Origin of the sequence: Amycolatopsis sp. NPDC057786 (genome assembly GCF_042797905.1) — a bacterium.
Lineage (GTDB): Bacteria > Actinomycetota > Actinomycetes > Mycobacteriales > Pseudonocardiaceae > Amycolatopsis.
In genome coordinates this window covers 1-22,539 of sequence record NZ_JBHVKW010000057.1, presented here as the reverse complement: position 1 = coordinate 22,539, position 22,539 = coordinate 1, and the positions used below count along the sequence as shown (strand labels likewise).

General features: G+C 68.8%; 26 protein-coding genes, 1 tRNA gene and 1 pseudogene. 15 read left to right on the top strand and 13 right to left on the bottom strand.

Features of this window, described 5'->3' with window-relative positions; translation table 11 throughout:
* Positions 1 to 124: 124 nt before the first annotated feature.
* The 3 genes from ACFVM3_RS25775 to ACFVM3_RS25765 form a co-directional block, all read right to left on the bottom strand.
* The gene (locus ACFVM3_RS25775; RefSeq protein ID WP_378442472.1) at positions 125 to 1,204 is read right to left on the bottom strand and encodes a SagB/ThcOx family dehydrogenase; all 1,080 of its coding nucleotides are present in this window, start codon (positions 1,202 to 1,204) and stop codon (positions 125 to 127) included.
* A 53-nt stretch (positions 1,205 to 1,257) separates the two neighbouring features.
* Complete coding sequence (locus ACFVM3_RS25770; RefSeq protein WP_378442470.1) at positions 1,258 to 1,380, bottom strand: hypothetical protein; 123 nt, start codon at positions 1,378 to 1,380, stop codon at positions 1,258 to 1,260.
* A gap of 81 nt (positions 1,381 to 1,461) precedes the next feature.
* Positions 1,462 to 4,368 (bottom strand): BTAD domain-containing putative transcriptional regulator, encoded by a 2,907-nt coding sequence (locus ACFVM3_RS25765; protein WP_378442468.1) that lies wholly within the window; start codon positions 4,366 to 4,368, stop codon positions 1,462 to 1,464.
* 431 nt (positions 4,369 to 4,799) lie between these two features.
* Here ACFVM3_RS25765 and ACFVM3_RS25760 point away from each other — a divergent pair, with 431 nt between their 5' ends.
* Together ACFVM3_RS25760 and ACFVM3_RS25755 are read left to right on the top strand one after the other, a co-directional pair.
* Positions 4,800 to 5,078, top strand: coding sequence for a YggT family protein (locus tag ACFVM3_RS25760; RefSeq protein ID WP_340687766.1), 279 nt, complete (start codon positions 4,800 to 4,802; stop codon positions 5,076 to 5,078).
* A gap of 58 nt (positions 5,079 to 5,136) precedes the next feature.
* The gene (locus ACFVM3_RS25755) at positions 5,137 to 6,081 is read left to right on the top strand and encodes a Ku protein (RefSeq protein WP_378442465.1); all 945 of its coding nucleotides are present in this window, start codon (positions 5,137 to 5,139) and stop codon (positions 6,079 to 6,081) included.
* Here ACFVM3_RS25755 and ACFVM3_RS25750 read toward each other — a convergent pair.
* Both ACFVM3_RS25750 and ACFVM3_RS25745 read right to left on the bottom strand, forming a co-directional pair.
* On the bottom strand, positions 6,068 to 6,715 hold the full coding sequence (locus tag ACFVM3_RS25750) for a B3/4 domain-containing protein (protein ID WP_378442463.1): 648 nt from the start codon (positions 6,713 to 6,715) through the stop codon (positions 6,068 to 6,070). The genes ACFVM3_RS25755 and ACFVM3_RS25750 overlap by 14 nt on opposite strands.
* A gap of 11 nt (positions 6,716 to 6,726) precedes the next feature.
* Positions 6,727 to 7,338, bottom strand: a complete 612-nt coding sequence (locus ACFVM3_RS25745; RefSeq protein WP_378442462.1) for a LysE family translocator — start codon at positions 7,336 to 7,338, stop codon at positions 6,727 to 6,729.
* A 138-nt stretch (positions 7,339 to 7,476) separates the two neighbouring features.
* Between ACFVM3_RS25745 and ACFVM3_RS25740 the strand changes: the two genes are divergently transcribed.
* The 3 genes from ACFVM3_RS25740 (at position 7,477) to ACFVM3_RS25730 (ending at position 9,132) form a co-directional block, all read left to right on the top strand.
* Positions 7,477 to 7,977: an ATP-binding protein gene (locus ACFVM3_RS25740; protein ID WP_378442528.1), complete on the top strand. Its 501-nt coding sequence runs from the start codon at positions 7,477 to 7,479 to the stop codon at positions 7,975 to 7,977.
* Positions 7,977 to 8,861 carry an alpha/beta fold hydrolase gene (locus ACFVM3_RS25735; protein ID WP_378442460.1) on the top strand — a complete coding sequence of 295 codons (885 nt, stop codon included), beginning with the start codon at positions 7,977 to 7,979 and terminating at the stop codon, positions 8,859 to 8,861. Before ACFVM3_RS25740 ends, ACFVM3_RS25735 begins: the two co-directional genes overlap by 1 nt.
* An 85-nt stretch (positions 8,862 to 8,946) precedes the next feature.
* Positions 8,947 to 9,132 (top strand): CsbD family protein, encoded by a 186-nt coding sequence (locus ACFVM3_RS25730; protein ID WP_378442458.1) that lies wholly within the window; start codon positions 8,947 to 8,949, stop codon positions 9,130 to 9,132.
* A gap of 47 nt (positions 9,133 to 9,179) precedes the next feature.
* Here ACFVM3_RS25730 and ACFVM3_RS25725 read toward each other — a convergent pair whose 3' ends face one another.
* Positions 9,180 to 10,286: a cytochrome P450 gene (locus ACFVM3_RS25725; protein WP_378442456.1), complete on the bottom strand. Its 1,107-nt coding sequence runs from the start codon at positions 10,284 to 10,286 to the stop codon at positions 9,180 to 9,182.
* A gap of 86 nt (positions 10,287 to 10,372) precedes the next feature.
* Between ACFVM3_RS25725 and ACFVM3_RS25720 the strand changes: the two genes are divergently transcribed.
* The 3 genes from ACFVM3_RS25720 (at position 10,373) to ACFVM3_RS25710 (ending at position 12,239) form a co-directional block, all read left to right on the top strand.
* Positions 10,373 to 10,840 carry a MarR family winged helix-turn-helix transcriptional regulator gene (locus tag ACFVM3_RS25720; RefSeq protein ID WP_378442454.1) on the top strand — a complete coding sequence of 156 codons (468 nt, stop codon included), beginning with the start codon at positions 10,373 to 10,375 and terminating at the stop codon, positions 10,838 to 10,840.
* A gap of 92 nt (positions 10,841 to 10,932) precedes the next feature.
* Complete coding sequence (sigK, locus tag ACFVM3_RS25715; protein ID WP_378442526.1) at positions 10,933 to 11,529, top strand: ECF RNA polymerase sigma factor SigK; 597 nt, start codon at positions 10,933 to 10,935, stop codon at positions 11,527 to 11,529.
* Positions 11,526 to 12,239 (top strand): anti-sigma factor domain-containing protein, encoded by a 714-nt coding sequence (locus tag ACFVM3_RS25710; protein ID WP_378442452.1) that lies wholly within the window; start codon positions 11,526 to 11,528, stop codon positions 12,237 to 12,239. The genes sigK and ACFVM3_RS25710 overlap by 4 nt, the downstream gene beginning before the upstream one ends.
* Before the next feature lie 4 nt (positions 12,240 to 12,243).
* Here the strand turns inward: ACFVM3_RS25710 and ACFVM3_RS25705 are convergent, their stop codons facing one another.
* The 5 genes from ACFVM3_RS25705 to ACFVM3_RS25685 are packed head-to-tail and all read right to left on the bottom strand — an operon-like array spanning position 12,244 to position 14,405.
* Positions 12,244 to 12,810, bottom strand: coding sequence for an alkaline shock response membrane anchor protein AmaP (locus ACFVM3_RS25705; protein ID WP_378442450.1), 567 nt, complete (start codon positions 12,808 to 12,810; stop codon positions 12,244 to 12,246).
* Positions 12,807 to 13,334, bottom strand: coding sequence for a DUF6286 domain-containing protein (locus ACFVM3_RS25700; protein WP_378442448.1), 528 nt, complete (start codon positions 13,332 to 13,334; stop codon positions 12,807 to 12,809). The genes ACFVM3_RS25705 and ACFVM3_RS25700 overlap by 4 nt, the downstream gene beginning before the upstream one ends.
* Positions 13,331 to 13,717 (bottom strand): Asp23/Gls24 family envelope stress response protein, encoded by a 387-nt coding sequence (locus ACFVM3_RS25695; RefSeq protein ID WP_378442446.1) that lies wholly within the window; start codon positions 13,715 to 13,717, stop codon positions 13,331 to 13,333. Before ACFVM3_RS25695 ends, ACFVM3_RS25700 begins: the two co-directional genes overlap by 4 nt.
* Before the next feature lie 5 nt (positions 13,718 to 13,722).
* Positions 13,723 to 13,899, bottom strand: coding sequence for a hypothetical protein (locus ACFVM3_RS25690; protein WP_005154991.1), 177 nt, complete (start codon positions 13,897 to 13,899; stop codon positions 13,723 to 13,725).
* Between the two features lie 41 nt (positions 13,900 to 13,940).
* Positions 13,941 to 14,405: an Asp23/Gls24 family envelope stress response protein gene (locus tag ACFVM3_RS25685; RefSeq protein WP_340687781.1), complete on the bottom strand. Its 465-nt coding sequence runs from the start codon at positions 14,403 to 14,405 to the stop codon at positions 13,941 to 13,943.
* A 246-nt stretch (positions 14,406 to 14,651) separates the two neighbouring features.
* On the opposite strand from ACFVM3_RS25685, the gene ACFVM3_RS25680 reads away from it, so the two are divergent.
* The 4 genes from ACFVM3_RS25680 (at position 14,652) to ACFVM3_RS25665 (ending at position 19,554) form a co-directional block, all read left to right on the top strand.
* Positions 14,652 to 16,103: an alpha/beta hydrolase gene (locus ACFVM3_RS25680; protein WP_378442444.1), complete on the top strand. Its 1,452-nt coding sequence runs from the start codon at positions 14,652 to 14,654 to the stop codon at positions 16,101 to 16,103.
* Positions 16,104 to 16,113: 10 nt separating this feature from the next.
* Positions 16,114 to 17,634: a sensor histidine kinase gene (locus tag ACFVM3_RS25675; RefSeq protein WP_378442442.1), complete on the top strand. Its 1,521-nt coding sequence runs from the start codon at positions 16,114 to 16,116 to the stop codon at positions 17,632 to 17,634.
* The gene (locus ACFVM3_RS25670) at positions 17,631 to 18,284 is read left to right on the top strand and encodes a response regulator (RefSeq protein WP_378442440.1); all 654 of its coding nucleotides are present in this window, start codon (positions 17,631 to 17,633) and stop codon (positions 18,282 to 18,284) included. The genes ACFVM3_RS25675 and ACFVM3_RS25670 overlap by 4 nt, the downstream gene beginning before the upstream one ends.
* 64 nt (positions 18,285 to 18,348) lie before the next feature.
* Positions 18,349 to 19,554: an alkaline phosphatase gene (locus ACFVM3_RS25665; protein WP_378442438.1), complete on the top strand. Its 1,206-nt coding sequence runs from the start codon at positions 18,349 to 18,351 to the stop codon at positions 19,552 to 19,554.
* A gap of 51 nt (positions 19,555 to 19,605) precedes the next feature.
* Here ACFVM3_RS25665 and ACFVM3_RS25660 read toward each other — a convergent pair whose 3' ends face one another.
* On the bottom strand, positions 19,606 to 20,217 hold the full coding sequence (locus ACFVM3_RS25660) for an ANTAR domain-containing response regulator (protein ID WP_005157321.1): 612 nt from the start codon (positions 20,215 to 20,217) through the stop codon (positions 19,606 to 19,608).
* A gap of 172 nt (positions 20,218 to 20,389) precedes the next feature.
* Between ACFVM3_RS25660 and ACFVM3_RS25655 the strand changes: the two genes are divergently transcribed.
* Together ACFVM3_RS25655 and ACFVM3_RS25650 are read left to right on the top strand one after the other, a co-directional pair.
* Positions 20,390 to 20,466: transfer RNA gene (locus tag ACFVM3_RS25655), tRNA-Leu, on the top strand.
* A 371-nt stretch (positions 20,467 to 20,837) separates the two neighbouring features.
* A complete protein-coding gene (locus ACFVM3_RS25650; RefSeq protein ID WP_378442436.1) occupies positions 20,838 to 21,212 on the top strand; it encodes a hypothetical protein in 375 nt (124 codons plus the stop codon).
* A 33-nt stretch (positions 21,213 to 21,245) separates the two neighbouring features.
* Here ACFVM3_RS25650 and ACFVM3_RS25645 read toward each other — a convergent pair.
* A pseudogene (locus ACFVM3_RS25645) lies at positions 21,246 to 21,824 on the bottom strand (recombinase family protein); the annotation flags it as partial.
* Between ACFVM3_RS25645 and ACFVM3_RS25640 the strand changes: the two are divergent.
* On the top strand, positions 21,793 to 22,365 hold the full coding sequence (locus ACFVM3_RS25640; RefSeq protein ID WP_378442434.1) for a hypothetical protein: 573 nt from the start codon (positions 21,793 to 21,795) through the stop codon (positions 22,363 to 22,365). The pseudogene ACFVM3_RS25645 and the gene ACFVM3_RS25640 overlap by 32 nt on opposite strands.
* Positions 22,366 to 22,539: the final 174 nt, after the last annotated feature.

The window sequence follows — 22,539 nt, the reverse complement described above, 5'->3', positions numbered from 1 at the left end:
GGCGAAATACGGCGAGATACGACGGCGGCCGGCGTGAGCGGGCCGCGAGCCTTCGGCGCACCCGCGTCGCACCACGGCCACCCAGTGAAGCGCCATAGCCGAAAGCTGGCAAAGCCTTACGGCATCAGGTATTCACGCGAGTGCCCAGCACCGACATGCCCAGCACCAGTTCGTTGGCCGGATCGCAACCGAGCAGATCCTCGACCAGTTCGTCGCGAAGCGCCGCGGTGAACGTGACGTTCAGTCCCAGCGCGGTCGCCATCAGGTACACGGTTTGGCTCAGGTGGCCGACGTCCATCAGCAGTACCCGATAGGTGCGGCTCACCGGGTACTTCCACTGGTTCCGCTCGATGACGCTGGTGTAGATCAGCAGCGCGCCGGCGTTCCGGGTCCACTGCTGGTCGCCGGCGAGCGCGGTGAGTTCGTCGTCGTCGATCTTGGCGTCCAGCGGGGTGAGGCGGTGCCCGAAACCGTCGTAGTGGTAGGCCCCCCGATCCAGGCCCTCGACGTTCCTGGCGTAGACGTACACCTCTGTCGGATGCCGGGCTCCGCCCGACGGGCTCGTCTTGAAGACATTCCCGGTGGCGGGGATGTCGGAATGCGTTTCCGGCCTCGTCGGCCGGGCCGCGGTGAGGAGCGCGCTCAAATCGCGCAGTGGCAAGGGTTCTTCGCCGAACTCGCGGACACTTCTGCGCTGGTTCAGCGCTTCGCCCAGCGCGATCGCGTTCAAAGGTTCCGGTGACGGTTCGGGCAGCGCCAGCGCGTCGTGCTCGCCTGAAGGCCTCACCGGAGAAGGCGGAGGACTGGCCTTCGCCTTCTCCAGCAAGGTTTTCGCCGTCATTTCGCTGGTCGTGAACTCGGTCTCCCGCAAGGAACGGGTGCCGAAGTGGAACGCCCTCGCGGACGTTCCCCACGGCCCCCAATCCCGAAGGATCTCCTCTTCCCGTTGTTGCCGGGAAGAACCTTTGACCACCAGCACGTCGTACCGGATCATCGCTCGCGCGATACGGACGAGTCTTTCCCCGATCTCGGGATTCTCGTCCGCGGTGCGGATCGATTCCGGTTCTCGCCAAGAACTGAACCAGCGCAGGACGCGTTCGGTTCCTTCGGCGAGTTTCAGCTGGCGATGGCCGAGGTGATCGTCCCAGACGACGTCACCATCGGACCAATAAAGCGTTCCGCACGAGGAAACCCTGACCAGCATCGAATGTCTTGTGCCCCAGTCCCCAGTAATACTTTCCGAATACGTCTGGTCATTCAGCGTCGCGAGCGGAAAGGAGGCCCGCCGTGCGGCGGCGGCTCGAACCCGCCCCAGGTGCTCTGTGCCTTGTACTCCGCTTCGAGCTCGTACAAGAACTCGTCGTCCTCTTCGTCGTGCATGCCGCCGATCCTCTCCGTGAGCGGTTACTCCGGTCAAGCGAATATACCTACGCCAACAGAGTACCGGAGCAGAACGGAGAATTACGCCGAGTGATCACTCAGGCGCTGTTTGAGTTCGCGAACCTCTGGCGACTCCGAAATGCCGAGATCGGTGTAGAGGCGCAATGCGAACCGGCGATGACGGTCCGCATTCGGTCGCTCACCGAGAATGTCGAACGCGAACGCCATCTCCTTGTGGGCGATGGGCAGCATGCTGCGATTCCCGGTCGATTCGAGCACTTCGACCGCGGTCGTCAACTGACTGACCGCGAGCGCGCCGTCACCGAGTCCGCGCGAATTGATACCGAGGGCGAGAAAGCATTCCGCCTCGAGATCGGGTGATTCGTTCTCCTGGGCGAGCCTCAGTGCCTGGTCGAGTTCCTCGGCGGCTTCGGGATAACGCCTGTTCTCGGTGTGGATCAGCCCGATCCGGTGCCGGGCGCGGGCTTCGATGAGGACACTGCCATGGGCATGGGCGGTCTCGCGGACCCAGCCGAGGTGCTCGATCGCCTCGTCCGACTCGCCCTTGAGCCAGTGGGTGACCCCCGAGTTGCCCCTGGCCCGGCACTGCATCCGGATGTCGCCGGTGGTCGCTGCCAGTTCGAACACCTCGTTGAACAGCCGGTTCGCCTCGGTGAACTCGTTGAGCCGCCACAGGGTCAGCGCGTACATGTGCAGGGCCTGATACTCGAGGACCACGTTCCCGGTGACCCGCGCCGCGGACAGCGCGAGGGTCTCCAGCTCCCTGGCCTGCCGGTAGTAGCCGCGGTTGTCGAAGTAGCGCCACACCGCCGAACAGAAGGGCACGAGGTCGGAGTACTGCTGGTGGTTGTTCATCGCGACGGCCACCGGCAGCACGTTCTGCCATTGCGCGTCCATCCAGTGCGCCGCCTGGTCGTAGTCCGCGAAGGACTGTCCGAACTCGCTCTTCGGGACCTCGAGGCCGCCCGGCTCGTCTTCGGAGTCCGGGTCGATGAACTCCATCGCGGCCGCGACGGTGCTGCGGTAGTAGTCGAACAGCCGCCGCATCATCGCCTCGCGCTGGTGCTCGGGCTCCTCGGCGAGCAGGAGCTCACGGCCGTAGCTGCGGAGCAGGTCGTGCATCTCGTACCGGTCCATCGACGGCTGGCGCAGCAGATTCACGTCGACGAGGCGTTCGGCGAGGCGACGGGCCTCACCGAGGTTCACTTCCGCCAAGGCCGCCGTCGAGTGGAGATCGAAAGCGGCACCGGGGTGATGGCTCAGCCGGCGGAACACCCGGCGCTCGGTCTCGGTCAAGTTCAGATAGGACACCCGGAACGCGCCCGCGACGTCGCGTTCCCCGGCGGTGAGCTCGCCGAACCGGTTCCGTTCGTCGCGCAGCTGCCTGGCGACGAAGTCGAGGGTCCACGACGCCCGCGCGCGCAACCTGCTCGCCGTGACGGCCAGTGCGAGCGGGAGATCGCCGCACAGGCTCGCGACCTGGTCGGCCGCGTCCGGGGACTCCCTCCTCAACCGCGAGGGCCCGACGATCCGGCCGAGCAGTTCCACGGCATCGGCCCGGCTGAACGGTTCCAGCGAGAGCAGTTCGGCGCCGTCGAGGTCCACGAGCCGGGTGCGGCTCGTGATCAGCACACAACAGCTCGCCGAGCCGGGTAGCAGCGGGTTCACCTGCGCCGCCCCGATGGCGTTGTCCAGCACCAGAAGCACGCGTTTGCCGGCGAGGCAGCTCCGGAAGAGCGCCGCGCGCTGTTCGGTCCCGGTGGGGATGTCCGAACCCTGGATGCCGAGCGACCGCAGCAGCGCCTCGAGCGCGGCGCCCGGGTCGACCGGGTCGCCGGCGGGCGAGAACCCTTCGAGGTTCACGAAGAGCTGCCCGTCGGGGAACAGCGGCGCGAGGCGGTGTGCGGCGTGGACGGCGAGCGCGGTCTTGCCGACGCCGGGCATGCCGTCGATCGCGATCAGCCTCGGCCCCGCCGAGGAGCCCGCCTGGCCGATCTCGAGGACGGTCCGCAGTTCCGCGGCACGACCACCGAACGCGGGGAGGTCCGCGGGAAGCTGCGCGGGGCGGGGGAACAGCGCCTTCTGCGCGTCCGCGTCCTCGCGACGTCCACTGGTGTCCATTCCGGCCCGGAGCCCGCCGACGCCGTACCGGACGAGGCCGCCGTCCGTCATCAGCTCGGCGTCGGCGCGAAGGATCTGCTGGTGGAGCGCGCTCAGTTCGGCGCTCGGGTCGACGCCGAGCTCCTCGGCGAGCGCGATCCTGGTCCGGTCGAACGTCCGGAGCGCGTCGGCGCCGCGGCCCGCCCGGTAGAGCGCCAGCATGGTGAGGCACTGCAGGGTCTCGCGTGTGGGATGCCAGGCGGCGAGGTCGAAGGCCTCGCGAGCCGCCGCTTCGGTTTCGCCGAGCCGGAGCCTGGCGCCGATCAGGAGCTCGCAGGCGGCCAGGCGTTCTTCGTCGAGCCGTCGCGCGGTCTGCTCGATGGCGTCGCCTTCGAGACCGTCGAACGCCGGGCCGCGCCAGAGCGAGAGCGCGTCCGCCAGTTTGGCGGCCGCCTGGGAGATCAGTCCGGCCGACAGGAGCTCGGCGCCCTGGTTGTAGTCCGCTTCGAAGCGGACCGAGTCGAGCGAGGCGCTGCTGATGACGACGCGGTACGCCGAGCCGGTGGTGACCACGGCGGACCTGGCCACGCCGAGGTCGTGCCGCAGCCGCGCGATCGCGTTGCTGACCTGGCGGACCGCGGTTTTCGGCGGATTCTCCGGCCACATCGTGCCGATCAGGTACGACACCGGGACCAGCCTGCCCGCGTTGATCAGCAGGGCGGCGAGGAGGCGCTGTTCACGGCGTCCGCCCAGCCGGACGGGGACACCGTCGACTTCGGCTTCGAGCGGGCCGAGAACGGAAAAGCTGAGCTGGGAGGGCCGGCCGGTGGGCGATCCCGCCGAATCGGGTAAACGATCAGCGGTCATATGCGACTATGTCGTCCGAGGCCGTGACCGTGCTCACGCACTACCTCCAGTCCGTTCGCCGGCTGACCGGCACCCTAACCCACCGCTTCGGCCTCCAGCCAGATCGGCGCTGGCCACGCACTACGGCATTCGGCCTAACCGGCGCGCGCGGGCCTGCCCTGAAACCGGTTCGATTCTACGCCCGGCCGCCCCTGAACTGCGCGGATGCCCGGCGGTGGAGTGCCGATGTAATTCCGATGCAGGGCCTTGGAAAGCTGAAGACATCAGCTGGCGGGTCGGCGCGACGGGGCAGCGTGCCGAACCGTGTGTAGGGGCTCCGCGGCGGTTGGCCTTCGTACTGGGGGTGGCCAACCGCCCTGGTAGCCCTTTTTCCTGTCACAGGTTGCTCCCAGCAAAGCGCGGCACACTGGACCGAAGAGGAGTGTGCCGCCATGAGTGCTCTAGGTGATCTGCTGGGCTTCCTGCTCACCCTGTTCCTGATCGTGCTCATCGTCCGGATGGTGCTCGACTGGGTCGTCAACCTCGCCACCCGTCCACCCGGCTGGGCCTTCCGCGCCCGCGGGATCGCCCATCGGCTGACCGAACCCGTGCTGGCGCCGGTCCGCCGCGTGGTGCGCCCGGTGCGGGCCGGCGGGGTCGCGTTCGATCTCGCCTTCACCCTCGTGTTCCTCGGGGTCGTTCTCCTGCAGTCGCTCGCGTTCAGCCTCTGACCAGGTGTGATCCGCCGCGATTCCGGGTACCAGCCCGCTGGAGGAGAGGAGGGTGCCCATGCGTCCGGTCTGGAGCGGTTCGCTTTCGCTCGGTCTGGTGACGGTGCCGGTCCGGCTGTACAGCGCGGTCGAGGACCATACGGTGCACTTCCGCCAGTTCCAGCGCGGAACCGAGGACCGCATCCGGTACCGGCGGGTGAACGAGCGCACCGGCAAGGAAGTCGGCTACGAAGACATCGTCAAGGGTTACGAACTCGACAACGGCGAGTACGTGGTCGTCGAACCCGAGGAGCTCGACGAAATCGCCCCCGGCCGGTCGAAGTCGCTCGACATCGAGAGCTTCGTCGCGCTGGACGAGATCGACCCGATGTTCTTCGACAAGACGTATTGGCTCGCTCCCGCGAAGGACGAGTTCGAGCGTCCGTACGCGTTGCTGCTCGAGGCGATGGGCTCGTCGGGCAAGGCCGGGATCGCCAAGTTCGTCATGCGCGGCCGCGAGTACCTGGCGCTCGTCCGCTCCGGGGACGGCGTGATGGTGCTCAACACCCTGCACTTCGCCGCCGACCTGCGGGATCCCGCCGAGCAGCTGCCGGACATGCCGGGCAAGGCGAAGGCGCGCGGCAAGGAACTCGACATGGCCGTCAGCCTGATCGACGCGATGAGCGACGACTGGCGGCCCGAGGACTACCGCGACACCTACACCGACCGCGTGCGCGAGCTGATCCAGGCCAAGAAGAAGGGCGACACCATCACGCCCGCGACCGAACCGGGTGAGCCGACGAAGGTCGTCGACCTGTTCGAGGCCCTTTCGAAGAGCGTGGAGAGTGGGAAGGCCAAGAAGAAGTCCGGGGCGAAGAAGCAGCCGGCGAAGAAGACCTCTGCGAAAAAGGACCTGTCCTCGCTGTCGAAGGCGGACCTGGACAAGCTGGCACGGGAGCGCAACATCAAGGGACGGTCGAAGATGACCCGCGCCGGCCTGGAGAAGGCGCTCAAGGCCTCGTGACGACTCCGGCCGTCGCCAGCTCGCCCGCGATGGCCTCGATCAGCAGCCGCACGTCCTCGGCCGCCGTCGCGTGCAGGCCTTCGGAAACGATCAGCACGTCGGACGTCGTGGCCGAGACCGCGGAGTGCCCGCTCTGCCGGTTCGTCCACCGGCGCGCGTGGGCTTGACCGTCCTCGTCGGCGAAGATCACCTCGCCGGGGTTCGGCTGCTCGACCGTGCCGGCGAAGGTCACGTACTTCTCGTCGCCCCGCGCGTGGCGGACTTCCAGCGAGCCGCTGATCTTCGCGACGTCGAGCACCGCGACCGGGATGGCGTAGGCGACCGAAACCGCATTGCAGAGATCGATCACCGGGTGGATCCGGGGGAGTGTGCCTTCTTTCCGCAGCCTGCGCAGCAGTGACTCCGACGCGCAGCGGTACTGCGTCGGCTTCAGGCCCATCTTGGCGAACGCCCGCCGCCAGGCCTGGATCTCGGGGAATTCCGATTCGGGTCCGTCCGCGAGCCGCCGTGTCGCCCGCGCGAGGAACCTGTCGACGTCGACCGGCATTTCCGGGGTGATGCCGGTGGCCTGCAACGTGCCGACGGCGAGGGTGGGATGAGCGGCGCGGATTTCCGGGTGGTGCTGGAGTCGCATGCTGAACCTGTCTACTGGGTGGTGAACGCGAGTTTGGCGCCGAGCGCGGCGAAGGAACCGGCGAAGATCCGCCGGAGCCAGGTGAGCACGCGAGGCCGGGAAAGGACGTGGTGCCGCACGCCGGCGGCGAGGACGCCGTACACGCTGAACACCACGAAGGTCGCCAGCATGAACACCCCGCTCAGCAGCAGCATCCGAGGGATCGAACCGGGCTCGCCCGCCGGGACGAACTGCGGCAGGAACGCGAAGAAGAACAAGGTCAGCTTCGGGTTCAGGACGTTGATCAGCACGCCGGAGGTGATCGTCCGCAGGGTCGACGCGGGCTCGGGATCGCCGTCCACGACGATCGCTTCCCGGTCCTTCAGCGTCGCCCACGCCATGTAGAGCAGGTAGGCGACGCCGAGGTATTTGATGATCTCGAACGCGACCGCGCTCGCGTGCAGCAGCGCCGCGAGGCCGGTGATCGCGGCGATCATATGCGGGACGATGCCGAGAGTGCAGGCCGTCGCGGCGATGACGCTCGCGCGTCTGCCCCTGGCCAGTCCGGCGGACAGGGTGTAGACCACGCCGGTGCCGGGCGTGGCGACCACGACCAGCGTGGTGATCAGGAAGGCGATGCTCACGAGATCACTGTGCGCGCGTTTTGGTCCGACGGACAGAGCCAAAGCCGGTGGACTTCACAGGACCAAAGCCCGGCGTGAAGGGTTCACCGGATGGAGTGGCATGATGCACGCTCGCACGTCGACGAGGAAGGCCTTGGTTTGAGCGCGCGCACTTCCCAGATGGACGACCTCCGGCTGGTGGCACAACCGAATGCCGTGTTGTGCTCCGAGCTCTTCGTCCGTCTCATCTTGTCGGATTGGTCCTTGCGGCCGTTGCTCGATCAGGCGAAGACCGCCGCCGCCAGATTGGTGGGCACACTGGTCGACGCGGCCGATCCGAAGGAGCCGCCCTTCCTGACACTGCGCTTGCGCCTGCGGTCGGACGTGCTGGTCGTCGAGGTCGACCACGAGCTGGACGGGCTCCCCGTGCCGACGCCCGCGCCGGGTGAGCGGACCGGGGTGGCGCCGAGCGAGACCCGCGGCGTGACCTTCTGGTGCGAGCTGCCGCTGCCCGGCGGCCTGTCGGCCGGACAGGTCCAGCTGCCGAGGCGGGGCGATCGTCGCACCCTGGTGGACGAACCCGTCTCCGGCGAGCCCGTCGGCGCCGATCCCGAAGTCCTGGAACGGCTCTTGACCCGGTTGAGCGGCTGGTCCGGTTGATGACGACGAAGCGCGTCACCACACCGGTCCTGGAGATCGAATACGAGCACTCCGGTGAAGCGGGCGGGCCGCCGGTGATCCTGCTCCACGGCTTTCCGTACGACGTGCGGGCCTACGACGAGGTCGCCGCGCTCCTCGCGGCGGACGGAGCCTCCGTGTACGTCCCGTATCTCCGGGGGTTCGGTGGGACGCGCTTCCTCGACGAGGCGACACCCCGCTCCGGACAGCAGGCCGCCCTCGCACAGGACCTGCTCGAGTTCATGGACGCGCTGGAGCTGGAGAAGGCCGTCGTCGCGGGATACGACTGGGGCGGCCGCGCGGCGTGCATCGCGGCGGCGCTCCGGCCCGAGCGGGTGCGCGGACTGGTCTCGGTGGACGGTTACAACGTCCAGAATCTCGCCTACGCGGGGGAACCCGCGCCGCCGGAGTGGGAACGCACGTACTGGTACCAGTTTTATTTCCAGTCCGAGCGCGGCAGGCGCGGGCTGGCGGAGAACCGCGACGAGCTGTGCGCCTTGTTGTGGCGCACCTGGTCGCCGACCTGGACGGGCGCCGACGCGGCGTTCCCGGCCAGCGCCCCCAGCCTCCGCAACCCGGACTTCGTCGACGTCGTCATCCACTCCTACCGGCACCGATTCGGCCTGGCGGAAGGTGATCCGCGGTATCAGGCGCTCGAAGACCTGATCGCGAAGGAGCCGGCCATCACGGTGCCGACGGTGGTGCTGGAAAGCGGGGACGACGGCATCGGCGGCCCGAGCGCCGAGGGCGACCGCGAGTACTTCACCGGGCCGTACGAGCATCGGGTTCTGCCGGAGGTGGGGCACAACGTCCCGCAGGAAGCCCCTGAAGCGTTCGCGGCCGCTGTGGCGTCTCTGCTCGGGTGAGGACGATCACCCGTCCGTGCGCGTGACGATGCCTGATCTTCGTTTGTCCTTCGGACGTAAGGCGCTCGATCCGGAGGAGGACACGATGTCGTTGGGTGACAAGATCAGCAACAAGGCCGAGGAGTTCGGCGGCAAGGCCAAGGAGGCCGCCGGCGACGCCACCGGCAACGAGGAATTGCGCGCGGAAGGTCAGGCGGACCAGGCGAAGGCCGGTCTCAAGGGCGCGGTCGAAAACGTGAAGGACGCCGTGCGCGACGCCTTCAAGAAGTAAGGTTCCTGCCGGGCCGGGGCGGCGGATTTCCGCGCCCCGGCCCGTTTTCATTCGCGCAGGACCACCGGCAGGCTCGTGAGCCGCGTTCCCTGGATGCCACCGAGGAACGTCTGCCGGAGTTCGCCGTAGGGCACGGCCAGCCGGGCTTCGGGGAAGTCCGTGCGCAGAACCGCCGTGACCGCCCGCAGTTCGAGCTGCGCGAGCTGGGCGCCGACGCAGAAATGCGGGCCCGCTCCGAAAGTCAGGTCCGGGCCCGGTTTCCTGGCCGGGTCGGTGTTGATGCCCTGGATGTCGACGAGCACCGGCGCCCCGGCGGGGAGCCGGATCCCGGCGAGATCGACCTCCGACGTCGTGTACCGCCAGAGGGTGAACGGCGCGGGCGGATGCTCCCGGAGCGTTTCGCGGACGAGATCGTTCACGGAGGCGTTGTCCCCGTTCAGAAGCCGTGAGATCAGGAAGCCGATCGAGGCGTCGGTGGTCAGTTGCCCGGCGAAGATCAACGCGAACAGGTGATACCGCAGGTCCTCTTCGGACGTCTCGGGCGGAAGGTTGTCGCGGAGTTCCGTCGCGAGCCCGTTCCGGTTCGGGGCCAGCCCCGCGGCGGCGAGGTCCGCGATCGCGGCGATGGCCTTGCCCTGGGCGCCCGGCCCGGGGTCGGACATGCGGCGGCACGCGTCGACGGCGACGTCGAGCAGGTGGAGCGGGATGCCGAGCAGGTCGAGCAGCACGGTGAGCGGGAAACGGGTGGAGAACCCGTCCATGAGGTCGACCGGGCCGCCGTCGAGATCCGTCAGCAGTGTTCGCGCGATCCGGTGGATCCGCTCGGATTGCGCCTGGATCCGTTTGGCGCTCAGCAAAGGAGCGTGCGCTCGCCGCAAGAGCGCGTGCTCGGGGCCGTCCAATGTGGTGAGGGACGGCTGTTCGGCGGCGGTCTGTTCGAACCTCGTCCAGCCCTCGGGCGCGAGCGCGGGATCCTTCGCGAAACGTGGGTCCGCCAGGACCTCGCGGGCCATCTTTTCCGCGGTCACTATCCACGCGCTCCCGCCCTCGGGGGCGGCCACTTCGACGAGGGGGCCGGCGGCCCGCAGCGCGGGGCGGACAGGGTCGGGTTCGGTGATGCCGCGGGTCGTCGCGGCGAACGGATCGGGGAGCACTAGAACTCCTTCATGAGAAAGTATCTTCACAGTGAAGGTATATTCGAGGCCGGTAAGTTGTCAAAGCACGGATCCGAGGAGGGGCGATGGAGGACGACGTCGCGGCGCGAAGCGCGTCGCTGCTGGACGGCCTCCGGAGCTTCGGGGCGAACTACACCGAGTTCACCCGGCGTTTCGCGGATTGGCTCGGCCTGCACGCCACCGACGCCGCCGCGCTGGTGGAGATCCTCTACGCCGAAGACACCGGATCGCCGTTGTCCCCGGCCCGGCTCGGCGAACGTATCGCGCTGACCTCCGGCGCGACCACGAATCTGCTGAACCGGCTGGAAACCCTCGGCTACGTGGTGCGGACCAGGGAGAACAGCGACCGGCGGAGGGTGACCCTGCGCAGCGGCCCGGACATCCAGGGGCCCGCGCGTGAGTTCTTCGGCCCGTTCAGCGCCGGGCTCGCGGCGCTGGTGGCGGAGTATCCGGCGGAAGAGATCGAACGGTTCGAGGCCTTCCTGCGGCATCTGAAGTCCACTATGGACACCGTGCTCGAAGAACAGGGGTAGCCGGGACCAGTCCGATCCGCACTCGGCACCGAATCCCTCCCGGACGCCACGGAACCGCGTAGCCGGGCGTCGGGTGAGGTGGAGGCGGCTTGATGGTCGAGGGAGTGCGGGCGAGTCCGCGCGGAAGTGGCGGCACCGGAGCGGAGCCCGCCGAGGCGAGTTTGATGCAACGGGTCGCGGCAGGTGACGAACAGGCGTTCGCCGACCTGTACGACGTCGTGGCGGGACCGGTGTGGGGAGTGGTGAACAGGGTCGTCCGCAACGCCACGTTCGCCGAGGAGGTCACCCAAGAGGTCCTGGTGGAGGTGTGGCGGACGGCCGCCCGGTTCAAACCGGGCAAGGGGAGCACGCTGGCGTGGGTGCTCACGATCGCGCACCGGCGGGCGGTGGACCGGGTGCGTTCGCATCAGGCCGCGCTCGACCGGGACGATCGGGCGGGAAGGCTGGACTTCCGCCGCCCGTTCGACGAGGTCGCCGAGTCGACGATCGGCAACCTGGAGCAGCAACGGGTGCGCCAGTGCCTGTCCGCGCTGACCGAGCTGCAACGGGAATCGGTGGTGCTGGCCTACTACAACGGCTATACGTACCCGGAAGTCGCGGAAGTGCTCAAGACCGCGCCCGGCACGGTGAAGACCCGCATCCGCGACGGCCTGATCCGGTTGCGTGACTGCTTGGGGGTCGGGCAATGACGGCGGAGCTGCACACGCTGAGCGGGGCTTACGCCGTGGACGCCGTCCCGGCGGACGAGGCCGCGGCCTTCAAGCGGCACCTGCGGGGCTGCCCCGCGTGCGGCCAGGAGGTCCGGGAGCTGCGGGAGGCCGCCGCGCGTCTGGGGGCGGCGCTCGCCACCCCGCCACCGCCGAAGCTGCGGGAAGCGACGCTCACGGAGGTCGCCCACACCCGTCAGTGGCCTCCGCTGGTCGCCGTCGCGCGTCGAGGCGGGCCGTCGAAGACGCGGCTCGCCCTCTGGGGCGCCGCGGCGGCCGCCGTCGGAGCGCTCGTGTTCAGCTTGGTCACCACGACCACCGGGCCGGGGGCCGACCCCGCCCAGCAGCAGCTGGCCTCGGTGAACGCCGTGCTCACCGCGCCCGACGCCTCGACGGTCAAGGGCGCCGAGCCCAGGACCACCACGGTCGTGACCTCACGGAGCCAGGGCAAGGTCGTCGTACTGGCCGGCGACCTCCCGCCGTTGACGCCCGGCAAGGCGTATCAGGTCTGGCTCCTCGGGGTGAGCGGCGTGCATTCGGCCGGGCTGCTGGCGCCGGACGGTCCACATCGGACTCGTCCGCTCCTCGCGGACCTGCCGGGCGGGATCGACCGGGTCGGCATCACCGCGGAACCGGCCGGCGGCTCGCCAGCCCCGACCGTTCCGGCGGTGGTCATGGTGGACCTGGTCTAGCGGGTCACTGAATGCGGGATCCGGCCTTCGCGGAGAAACGGAACTCGATGGTCATCGGAAGCTCGGCGAGATCCAGCGCCTGGCGCAGACGCGGCAGGCCTTCGTCGGCGATCCGCTCGCGGATGGCGGCCAGGTCGCCGTCCTGTTCGGCGCTCAGCACCACGGCCAGCACCGGTGCGTCCTGAGATCCGCCGAGCGTCGCGTGCGCGGCGTGGACGCCGGGATAGGTCGCGACCTCCGAGGTGAACGGCTCCACCGCGGTGCTCGCGGCCAGCGCGGTCTGACCGGTGTCCTGGTCGAAGCGCCAGGTGTGGGACTTCGGTTTGCGGACGGGCTGCGCGATGAGCCAGCGCAGCGCCAGCAGCCCGGCGACCACCGCGCCTCCGGCGACGGCGTACCAGACCCATCCGGGTGGCATGGCGGTGCCGGGGACGAGCGTGGCGCCCGGATCGAGCAGCGGGATCCTGCCGAAATGGGTGCCGACGGCGAACCCGCCGGCGGCGAGCAACACGATCCCGGTCAGCACCAGCAGGGTGCGGTTCAGCCGGGCGGGACGGTTGAGGTCGGTCATGACGCGCTCCTGGTGGCCTTGACGCGGACCCGCACGGCCGGGACGGTGGCGGGACCGATCTGGGAGAGGCGGTGCTCGATGGCCGCGCGGACGGCGTCGGCGAGCCCCGCGGTGTTCGTCCGCCCGGTGGTGACCACCGAGACGATCTTGCTCCGTTTGACCTTCAGCTTCGCCGCCGAGACACCATCCACGGTGGACGCCGCGGTGCGCAGCGTCGACCGGTAGCTGCGCCGGGAGGCGCCGGAGTCCGTGCCGCCTCCGAGCGGCAGCACGGTGGGCCGCCCGGGGACGATCGCGGCCACGAGGAGCAGCAGGCCGAGCAGCGCGACCACGCCACCCGCGATCGCGGGAAGCGGATCACTCCACCGGGTGCCGTGGAGGGCGGACGCGACGGTGTCGTAGCTGATCCACGGTTTCTCGCCGATGATCGTCTGGACCGCGACGGTGGCCGCCAGTACGCATCCGGCGAGCACCACGAGGGCGACCAGCACGGCCGGGACACTGCGGCGGGGGCGCCGTTTCATCGGACCCTCCTCGTTTCGGTCTCCGTGGAATGCAGGGCGGTGACGGTGATGTCGACCCGCGTGACGGCCAGGCCCGAGAGTTCGCCCACGCGGCGGATCAGATGCTCTCGCGCGCTTTCGGTGGTGGCGCGCACGGAAAGCGGGTACTTCACCGAGAGCCGGACGTCCAAGGTGGCCGTCGAGCCGGTGACGTGCGCGCTCACCTTGGCGCCCTGGCCGGGGTCTTCACCGCCGACCGCGATCCCGAGCACCCGGGACGCGGCGCCGCCGACGCCGTCGAGTTCGGTGATCGCCCGTGCGGCGATCCGCTCGACGGCACCGTCGGCCACGGTCAGGGCGCCGCGCCCGTCCGTTGCGGGCGCGGCGGCGGTCATGGTCGTCATGGCGATCAGCCCCTGTCGCGGCCCGCCAGGGCCGAAAGGTCGAGCTTGCCGTCGAGGAACCGGCCGACCAGCAGGCCGAGGACGGCGAGCACGAGCACGACGAGGAAGGCGCCGAAGCCGCCGAACGCGCCGGCCACGCCGAGCACGAGACCGGTCAACAGGCCGAGATGGGTGGCGTTCATGAACGTTCTCCTTGCGATCGGGCGCGAACCGGCGCCGATGGTCACTGGACGCGGGTGGATTCGGTGCTTTCGTCGGTGTCGTCGTCGCCGGGGATGTGCACGTCGGACACGTTGATGTTGACCTCGACGACCTCGAGCCCGGTCATCTGCTCGACGGCGCCGATCACGTTGCGGCGCACCGATTTGGCGAGATCCGCGATCGCGACGCCGTATTCGACGACGATCTGCAGGTCGACCGCGGCCTGGCGCTCGCCGACCTCGACGGAGACGCCCTGGCCCGCGGACGCGGTGGCGCCGGGGATGCGCTCGCGCAGCGCGTTGAACGCGCGCACGGCGCCGCCGCCCAGCGCGTGGACACCGGTGATCTCGCGGGTCGCGAGGCCCGCGACCTTCTGCACGACGGTGTCGGCGATCGTGGTCACGCCCTGCGGAGAGACGAGCGCGCTGTTCTCGGCCGGGGCGGCGGAGTTCGAGTTCGGCTTGGCGGTGGTGGCGGTGTTCGTCATCGCGATCTCCTCGGGTTCGGATTTCGTTGCCTCGGTGGAAGTTCTTCGCTTCCACACTCCATAGACCCAGCCGCGCGAAGATCGTCACGACCCGATCGTGTGGTCTGGATCTCACCGATCGTGGGTATGCCTTTCGGCCTAGTCCCCCCGGCCGACGACGGTGCCGTCATTTCAGCCTGTCGAAGGTCGTGCGCGGAGCGGGCGGCGGGGTTGGATCGTCCGGTGTCCCGAAGGCAGGAGTTACGAGTGAGCTGGAAATGCGTGGTGCTGTCGGTCGCGCTGGTCGCCGGATGTACGGGAGGCCCGGCGTCCCAGGGAAGTCCCGCCCCGGTGACCAAAGTGGACGAACCGGAACGCGAGGCGGCGCTGACGTCGTTCTACCGGCAGACCCTGGACTGGCGTCCCTGCGACGATTTCCAGTGCGCGAAGCTGACGGTGCCCGTGAACTACCGGCTGCCGGACGGGCCGACGTTCACGCTGCCGGTCATCAAGGCCGCGGCGACCCGGCCGGGGCCGCTCGGCACGCTCGTCGCCGGCGCGGGCGGCCCCGGCCAGTCCGGCGTCGCCATGGTCAAGGACATCGCGGGTACGTGGCCCGCCGCGGTCCGGGAACGGTTCGACCTGGTCGGCTTCGATCCCCGCGGGATCGGCGGCAGCGAACCGCGGCTGCGCTGCGACACCGATGGCGAGCCCACCGCGAAGGCGCCCGAGGGGCTGCCGCTGATCGGGGCGGAGGTCCCGAGCACCCGGCAGTACACCGAGGCGTGCCTGCGGGGCACGGGGGAGAACGTGCTGCGGCACCTCGGCACCGACGACGTCGTCAGCGACCTCGACGTCCTTCGGGTGGTCACCGGCCAGGAGAAACTGAACTACCTCGGCTACTCCTACGGCACGCGGATCGGGCAGCTTTACGCCGACCGGTTCCCGAAGAAGATCCGCGCCATGGTGCTCGACGGCGTCGACAACACTTATCTCGATTGGCGGGCCGACACCGTCGAGCAGGCGAAGGGGGTGGAAGACACACTGCTCACCTACGCGAAGCAGTGCGCCACCAGGACGACCAAGCCTTGCCCCGGCCGGAATGAGACCGAAATCCTCGCCACCGTGGACCGGGTACTGGCAGAAGCGGACAGAGCGGGTGACGGAGATGCTCTCCGGCAGGAAATCTCCGCGAAGCTCACTTTCCCGTCGGAGTGGGCTGAACTGTCCGAAATCGTTCTCACCGCCGACGCTCCCGCCGAAGACTCGCCGGACGACCCCGCCGACGAGCCGGAGACCTCGAGCGACACGACCGACGCGCTCACCGTCGTCAACTGCCTCGATCGTGCCCATCCCACCGATCTGGCCGCTTATGAGGACGCCGCGCGCGAACTCCGCCGCGTTTCCCGGCTCTCGTCCGGCACGGAGGCGCTCGGCTGTGCTTTCCTGCCCACCGGGCCCGCCCCGTCGCGGACGATCCGTGCCGAGGGTGCGCCGCCCATCCTGCTCGTCGGGACCACGAAGGACGCCGCGACACCCTACGGCTGGGCGAAGCACCTGCTGGAGAGCCTCAAGTCGGCGGTGTTGTTGTCCAATGAGGACGTCGGCCACGCCGTCTTCGGCAGCGGATCGTCCTGTGTGGACGATGGGGTGAGCCGGTACCTGATCGAGTTGACGCTTCCCGCGGCCCCGGCCCGCTGCGCCACCGGTCCCGTGTGATGCTGGGATCGTGAAAAGGGTCGACCGGCGGTGGGGAACCGTGCTGGCAGAGGTGCTGCCGGCCGGATTCGTCGCGGGCGTGACGAGCTTTCTCGCCGATCTGCTGCCCGCGTGGGGCTGGCCGGAGGTGTTCTCCCCGTCGGCGCCGGCGCTGGCCGCGGTGATCGCCTGCGCCGCGGTGCTGACGCTGGTGCGCCGCCGGTTCACGGTGCTCGCGCTGCTCGTCGCGACGGTGTTGTTCGGGCTGTTCCCGGCGACGGGCGTCGCACTGGCGGTCGTCGCGCACACGGCGGGGACGCAGGGGCGGAAGTGGCCGCTGTTCGGTGTCGCGGCGCTGTCGCCCGCCGCGGTCGTGCTGCTCACCCAGCCCGCGTTCCGCTGGCAGTACGTCCTCGTGGTGATCGCGGTGTCGACGGTCTCCTGTCTCGTCCTGCCCGCGCTGGCCGGGGCGATGCAGGCGCAGCAGGCCAGGCTGGTGGTGGCGTTGCGCGATCGCGCCCGGCTGGAGGAACGCTCGCGCCTCGCCGAGGAGATGCACGACCAGCTCGGGCACCGGCTCAGCCTGATCACGATGTTCTCCGGCGCGCTGGAGGTCGCCGCCGAGGGCAAGGATCCCGAGCTGCGGCAGGCCGCCGGGCACGTCCGGTCGACGGCCAAGCTCGCGCTCGAAGAACTGCGGGAGTCCCTCGGCATCCTGCGGCCGGGCGGGGAACCGGCCGACCCGGTCGAAACCACCGATGCCGCCGGTTCCAGAGCGGATATCGCGGACCTGGTGGCCTCGTCGCGTGAGGCCGGCCTCGAGGTGGCGCTGGACTGGCGCGGGAACGATCTCGACGGCGTCCGGCCACCGGTTCGCCGGGCCGTGCACCGTGTGGTGCGCGAGGCGCTGACCAACGTGCACAAACACGCCGCCGGGGCGGCGGTCACCGTCGTCGTCGACCATGGCCCCGAGCTGGTGAAGGTCGCGGTGCGCAACAGCGCCGAGCGGGTCGATGCGGAGCGCCTGCCCGGCACCGGACGCGGGCTGACCGGCCTGCGCGAACGGGTCCGTCTGCTCGGTGGCGTGTTCTCGGCCGGGCCGGATCCGGAAGGCGGCTTCGCCGTCACGGCCGATCTGCCGCTGCGGGCGGACGCTCCTCTCACCGACGAGGCGGTCGAGGCGAGGCCGGGCCGCGTCCAGTCCGGACTGCTGCTGGCGACCGGTCTGGCCGCCGTCGCCGCGTTGCTGCTGACGACGCTGGCCTTCGTGCCGCCGCTCGCGCCGGCGGACAGCGAGGATCCCCTCGCCAGTGTCCGGATCGGGATGACCCCGGCGGAGGTGGAGGAGTGGTTTGGCCCGAACGAACCGTCGGCGCAGGTCGCCGCGCAGGGCCACGAGTCGCCGATACCCGAGGACACCTACTGCCTCTACGCGGCGGCCGCCGATCCGCCCGACGCCGAGACCGCCGCGATCTTCCGGTTCTGTTTCGGCGACGACGGGCTGGTGGAGAAGACCTGGTTCGAGGTCCCCGTACCGAAAGAGGAGCAATGATCCGGGTTCTGCTCGCCGATGACGAACCGCTGCTCCGCGCCGGCGCGCGGCTCCTGCTGGACCAGGCGGGTGACATCGAGGTCGTGGCCGAGGCCTCCGACGGCGCGGAGGCGATCGACGTCGTCCGGCGGATGACCGTGGACGTCGCGCTGATGGACATCAGGATGCCCAGGGTGGACGGGCTCGCCGCGGTGGAGGAGATCGCCCGCGAGGTGCGGGTCATCATGCTCACCACGTTCGGGGAAGAGGCCTACGTCGCCCGCGCCCTGCGCGCGGGAGCGGCCGGTTTCCTGCTCAAGGACACGGATCCCGCGCAGCTCATCCAAGCCGTGCGGTCCGCCGCGGCGGGTGAGGCGGTGCTGTCGCCCCGGATCGCGAAGCAGGTCATCGACCGGTTCCGCGACGCCGACGCGGCCGACGCCGACAGCGTCGCACGGGCAAGGCGGAGGCTCGACGCGCTGACCGCCCGCGAACTCGAAGTCCTGGTGCGGGTGGGGCGTGGGCTGGGCAACGCGGAGATCGCGAGTGAGCTGCGGCTTTCGAACGGCACCGTGAAGATCCACGTCAGCCGGATCCTCGCCAAGCTGGGCTGCGCGAACCGGGTCCAGGCCGCGATCCTCGCCCACGACGCGGGCATCCTGCGCGGCTGAGCGGGCCGCTGGCCTTCACGTGGCTTCTCTGTTAGGAAAGGTTCCTAACTAACTGGGAGGCGAGATGCGCGGACGTGGTCTGGCGGCGGCGACGGTTCTGGTGGTCCTGTGCGGTGGCTCGGCCGCTGTCGCGGACACGACGACCGCGCGCTCGGCACGCAACATCATCTACATCCAGGGCGACGGCCTCGGCCTCGGTCAGCGTGACCTGCTTCGCCTGGCGCTCAAGGGCAAGAACGGCAGGCTGGCGATGGACGGGCTCGCCGTCACCGGCCTCGTGCGGACGTCCTCGGCCGACCCCGACGAGATCGTCACCGACTCGGCCGCCGCTGCCACGGCTCTCGCGACCGGGCACAAGACGCGCAACGGCGCCGTCGGCGTGGACGCCGACGGGCGCCCGCTGGAGACGATCCTCGAACGGGCGAAACGGGCGGGGAAGTCGACCGGTCTGGTGACGACCGCGCAGGTGACCGGCGCGTCGCCCGCGGCCTTCGCGGCGCACGTCCCCAGCCGGGACTCGCAGAGCGACATCGCGAAGCAGTACATCGAGAACAGCCGCCCGGACGTTCTGCTCGGCGGTGGTGAGGACTGGTGGTATCCGAAGGGGAACCCCGGGCTATGGCCGGACAAACCGGGGGAGGAGAGCCGCAGCCCGTACGGCAACTTGGTCGAACGCGCGCAGCGAACGGGCTACACCTACGTGCGTGACGGCGACGAACTGCGGACCACGCGGGCGAGCCGGATCCTCGGCCTGTTCGCGAACGAGGACATGGTCGACTACGGCCCGGACGGCGTCGGGAAGTACGCGCCGCGGGTGCCGCTCCAGCAGATGGCGCGCAAGGCCCTGGACACCCTCTCCAAGAACCCGCGCGGCTTCTTTCTGTTCCTGGAAGAAGAAGGAACCGACGGGATGTCGCACGAGAACAACGCGCACGGCGTGATCGACGCCGGCCGCGCGCTCGACGCCACCGTCGCCGAGGTCATGCGGTTCGTCCGCGCGCATCCCGACACGCTGGTGATCATCGGCGGCGACCACGAGACCGGCGGACTGGCCATCGAGAACTACGACGCCTCCGACACCGGCCCCGACCAGGACGGGCCGTTCGACGTCCCGGGTTCGAAGCTCCGGTTCACTGTGGACTGGACGACCCACGACCACACCGGCTCCGACACCCCGGTCACCGCCGAAGGCCCCGGCTCCACCCGTTTGGGTGGCACGGTCGAGAACACCGACGTCCACCGGGTGATGCGGGCGGCAAGCGGCCTCTGAACCGGAAAAGGCCACCTCCGGCGACGGAGGTGGCCTTCACGGGCGCTTTGGTCAGCCGATGCTTTCGACGACTGCCTCGGCGACCGCCTTCATCGTGGTCCGGCGGTCCATCGCGGTGCGCTGTATCCAGCGGAACGCGTCCGGCTCGGTGAGCCCCTGACGGCTCATCAGCAACCCCTTGGCACGGTCGATGACCTTGCGGGTCTCGAGCCGGTCCGTGAGGCCCGCTACCTCGGACTCGAGCGCCTGGAGCTCGGCGAACCGGCTCACGGCCAGCTCGATGGCGGGCACCAGGTCACGCTTGGCGAACGGCTTGACCAAGTACGCCATCGTGCCCGCGTCCCTGGCCCGCTCGACGAGGTCGCGCTGACTGAACGCGGTCAGGATGACGACCGGCGCGATCCGGTCGCCGGTGATCTTGGAGGCGGCCTCGATACCGTCGAGCTTGGGCATCTTGACGTCGAGAATCACCAGGTCGGGCTTCAACTCGGTGGCCAGGTTGATGGCCTGCTCGCCATCCCCGGCCTCACCGACCACCTCATAACCCTCTTCACGGAGCATCTCGACGAGATCCAGACGGATGAGGGCCTCATCTTCGGCCACGAGCACCCGCCGCTGGGGTGCGGCGACGGCACCATTGGCCTCGGCAGCCTGCTCGGTCACCGGGGTCCTCCTGAAGGTCGTCGGGCAGTTCGGCTCGCGGTCTGTCCGCGAACCTGAAGCCTACCGGGAACGATCCAGACGGCTAGATGGCGTTCACCACGTCAGACGGTCGTCACACTCCGGGCCCGGCGAACGACGCGCTCCCGTGATCCCGTAAAGTTCACCGGGCACCGCCCCCGTAGCCCAACTGGCAGAGGCAACGGATTCAAAACCCGTCCAGTGTGAGTTCGAATCTCACCGGGGGCACCAACAGGAACCTCACAAGCCGAACCGGCGCGCTGCGCCGGGAGGTCTTGAGGGTTCATGGGTTCGGTGATCCTTTCCGCTACCTGAGCGATCTCCGGCAGCTTGTCTGCCGGAAGCTTGATCGTGATCGTCGCATGTTCGCCGTACGGTTCTGGCGCCTTTGCGAGGTTTGTCGCGAGATAGGGAAGCGCGTCGATCAGAGGCACTTCATCGGCTGTCATTCCCCGAGGCGTTGCAGAGTCCGCCTCGTCCAGGGCGGCGATCTTCGCCTGGAGTTGCTTCTCGTCCCTGGCTAGTTCGTTGTAGCTGCCGCGCAATGCGGCCGTAAAGGGATCGTCCGGGTCCCCTTGCTGCGCTTGCTTCAAGATCGATGCTTGCTTTCTGGCGTTCTCGGCGAGCTGTCGCTGGATCCGCGCTCGTTCTTCCTTGCGCCCGACTGTGGCGTTATCGTCGGCACCGACCAGATCGGCTTCGAGGACCGTGCGCCGGTCAGGACCGAACACGCGGTCGGCGAAGAATTTGGCGACGGCGTCCAGGAGGGCGTCTTCTCGAAGGTAGAGAGCGTTCTCGTGGTCGGTGAACCTGTCCGAGCGGCCGCGGTTGTTGTTGCTGGGCCTGCAGAGGTGGTACGCCCGGTCGTTCCGCGGTACACCGATCAAACGCCGGCCGCAACCAGGGAACAACCGCCCACGGAACAGATAGGTCCTGACGGCGGCTGGATGCGTGCTCGGTGTCTCTGCGCCGCGTGACCCCTGCTTGGTCTTCCAGCCCGCGTTGATCGCGTCGTACATCCACTTTGGGATCAACGGCTCGTGCACGGGGGCCGGTGACCAGATCCACTTGATCGGGTCGTTGTGCTTGCCTCGGCGCGATCGGGTCGCGCGACGATTGAAGACCTGGTAGCCGGTGTACTTGGGGTTCCGCAGGATGTCGTACACGCTTGATCTGCCCCAGACACCGCGTGCACGTCGCTTGCCCGGAGGTACGGGAGGCGGGTACTTGTCCAGGTCCGCGTTCAGCCGGTCGGCGATCGTGTCGGAGCCGAGGCGCTCGTAGTACCGCCACAAGGCGATCTGAGTGACTGTCTCGCCTTTGAGGTCGTCAGGTTCGAGTCGTGACTTCGTGTAGCCCTGGGCCGCCTTCGCTGGGTTCGGGTGTTTGAAGACTTTCGCTTTGTAGCCGTGGCACGGCTTGCCGATGTTCCAGCCTTCGCGTACGTGAGTGCAGAGACCGCCCCAGGACTGTTCGAGGGTGTTGAGGACCTCGTACTCGGCGACCGACTGGTTGATCCGGCGTTGCAGGATGCGTTGAGCTCGGCTGCCGGAGACGGTGATCGGCTCGTTCGAGGCGAACAGCGGCACGTCGTTTCGCTCGAGTTCGCGCTCGACCGACAGGCCTTCGAAGGCTCGTCGGGCGTCGCTCGAAAGGTTCGACGTAGCATTGAGCTCTTGGTCAGAGGACGACCCGGCGCTGGCCGGTGTCAGTTCACATAGCCGGCTTACTGAGGTCCTGGACAGCCGCAACTACGACCATCACGACGAAGTCCTGCACGCCTTGCTGCAGCGGGCCGCTATCGACGGCAACGGAGGAGCCGTTGTAGCGGAACTCGTACTGAACGCCATGGCGGCAGCCGTGCCCGGCATCGTCGCCAGGGTCATTCGCGCGAGCCGGGCCGCGGTCGGGACTTTCGGCGCTCGCCGTGGGGTGACCGGAGGTGGCGTCTCTCTGAACGAAACGAACGCCGATATCCAGGCCGCTGTGATCGGGCATCTGTGGGAGCAGATTCGTTGTTACCCCCTTCGTCGACGTCACCACGTCGCCGCCAACCTGGTCTTTGACACCCAACGGTCAGCTCTTCGAGCTCTCGTGTCGCCACCAGTCAAGCCGCCGCCGACGTCGTGAACATTGACGATGACGCGGTCTATTGCCCCTTGGCGGAGCCACAGACTGAAAAGGATGCTTCTGAACAGCTGTTGGAGCTGGGTGGATTCATGCGATCGTCGCAACGTGCTCCTGTTAGGACAGTAGCTTGTTGAGTCGTTCGGCTGGGGTGTCCCAGTTGAGGGTTTTGCGGGG

Coding starts and splice junctions, on each gene's coding strand:
- ACFVM3_RS25720 (WP_378442454.1), top strand. CDS start 10,373: ATGGAGGACGACGTCGCGGCGCGAAGCGCGTCGCTGCTGGACGGCCTC.
- sigK (WP_378442526.1), top strand. CDS start 10,933: ATGGTCGAGGGAGTGCGGGCGAGTCCGCGCGGAAGTGGCGGCACCGGA.
- ACFVM3_RS25755 (WP_378442465.1), top strand. CDS start 5,137: ATGCGTCCGGTCTGGAGCGGTTCGCTTTCGCTCGGTCTGGTGACGGTG.
- ACFVM3_RS25665 (WP_378442438.1), top strand. CDS start 18,349: ATGCGCGGACGTGGTCTGGCGGCGGCGACGGTTCTGGTGGTCCTGTGC.
- ACFVM3_RS25730 (WP_378442458.1), top strand. CDS start 8,947: ATGTCGTTGGGTGACAAGATCAGCAACAAGGCCGAGGAGTTCGGCGGC.
- ACFVM3_RS25760 (WP_340687766.1), top strand. CDS start 4,800: ATGAGTGCTCTAGGTGATCTGCTGGGCTTCCTGCTCACCCTGTTCCTG.
- ACFVM3_RS25750 (WP_378442463.1), bottom strand. CDS start 6,715: ATGCGACTCCAGCACCACCCGGAAATCCGCGCCGCTCATCCCACCCTC.
- ACFVM3_RS25775 (WP_378442472.1), bottom strand. CDS start 1,204: ATGCTGGTCAGGGTTTCCTCGTGCGGAACGCTTTATTGGTCCGATGGT.
- ACFVM3_RS25710 (WP_378442452.1), top strand. CDS start 11,526: ATGACGGCGGAGCTGCACACGCTGAGCGGGGCTTACGCCGTGGACGCC.
- ACFVM3_RS25705 (WP_378442450.1), bottom strand. CDS start 12,810: ATGACCGACCTCAACCGTCCCGCCCGGCTGAACCGCACCCTGCTGGTG.
- ACFVM3_RS25690 (WP_005154991.1), bottom strand. CDS start 13,899: ATGAACGCCACCCATCTCGGCCTGTTGACCGGTCTCGTGCTCGGCGTG.
- ACFVM3_RS25685 (WP_340687781.1), bottom strand. CDS start 14,405: ATGACGAACACCGCCACCACCGCCAAGCCGAACTCGAACTCCGCCGCC.
- ACFVM3_RS25695 (WP_378442446.1), bottom strand. CDS start 13,717: ATGACGACCATGACCGCCGCCGCGCCCGCAACGGACGGGCGCGGCGCC.
- ACFVM3_RS25735 (WP_378442460.1), top strand. CDS start 7,977: ATGACGACGAAGCGCGTCACCACACCGGTCCTGGAGATCGAATACGAG.
- ACFVM3_RS25670 (WP_378442440.1), top strand. CDS start 17,631: ATGATCCGGGTTCTGCTCGCCGATGACGAACCGCTGCTCCGCGCCGGC.
- ACFVM3_RS25700 (WP_378442448.1), bottom strand. CDS start 13,334: ATGAAACGGCGCCCCCGCCGCAGTGTCCCGGCCGTGCTGGTCGCCCTC.
- ACFVM3_RS25770 (WP_378442470.1), bottom strand. CDS start 1,380: ATGCACGACGAAGAGGACGACGAGTTCTTGTACGAGCTCGAAGCGGAG.
- ACFVM3_RS25765 (WP_378442468.1), bottom strand. CDS start 4,368: ATGACCGCTGATCGTTTACCCGATTCGGCGGGATCGCCCACCGGCCGG.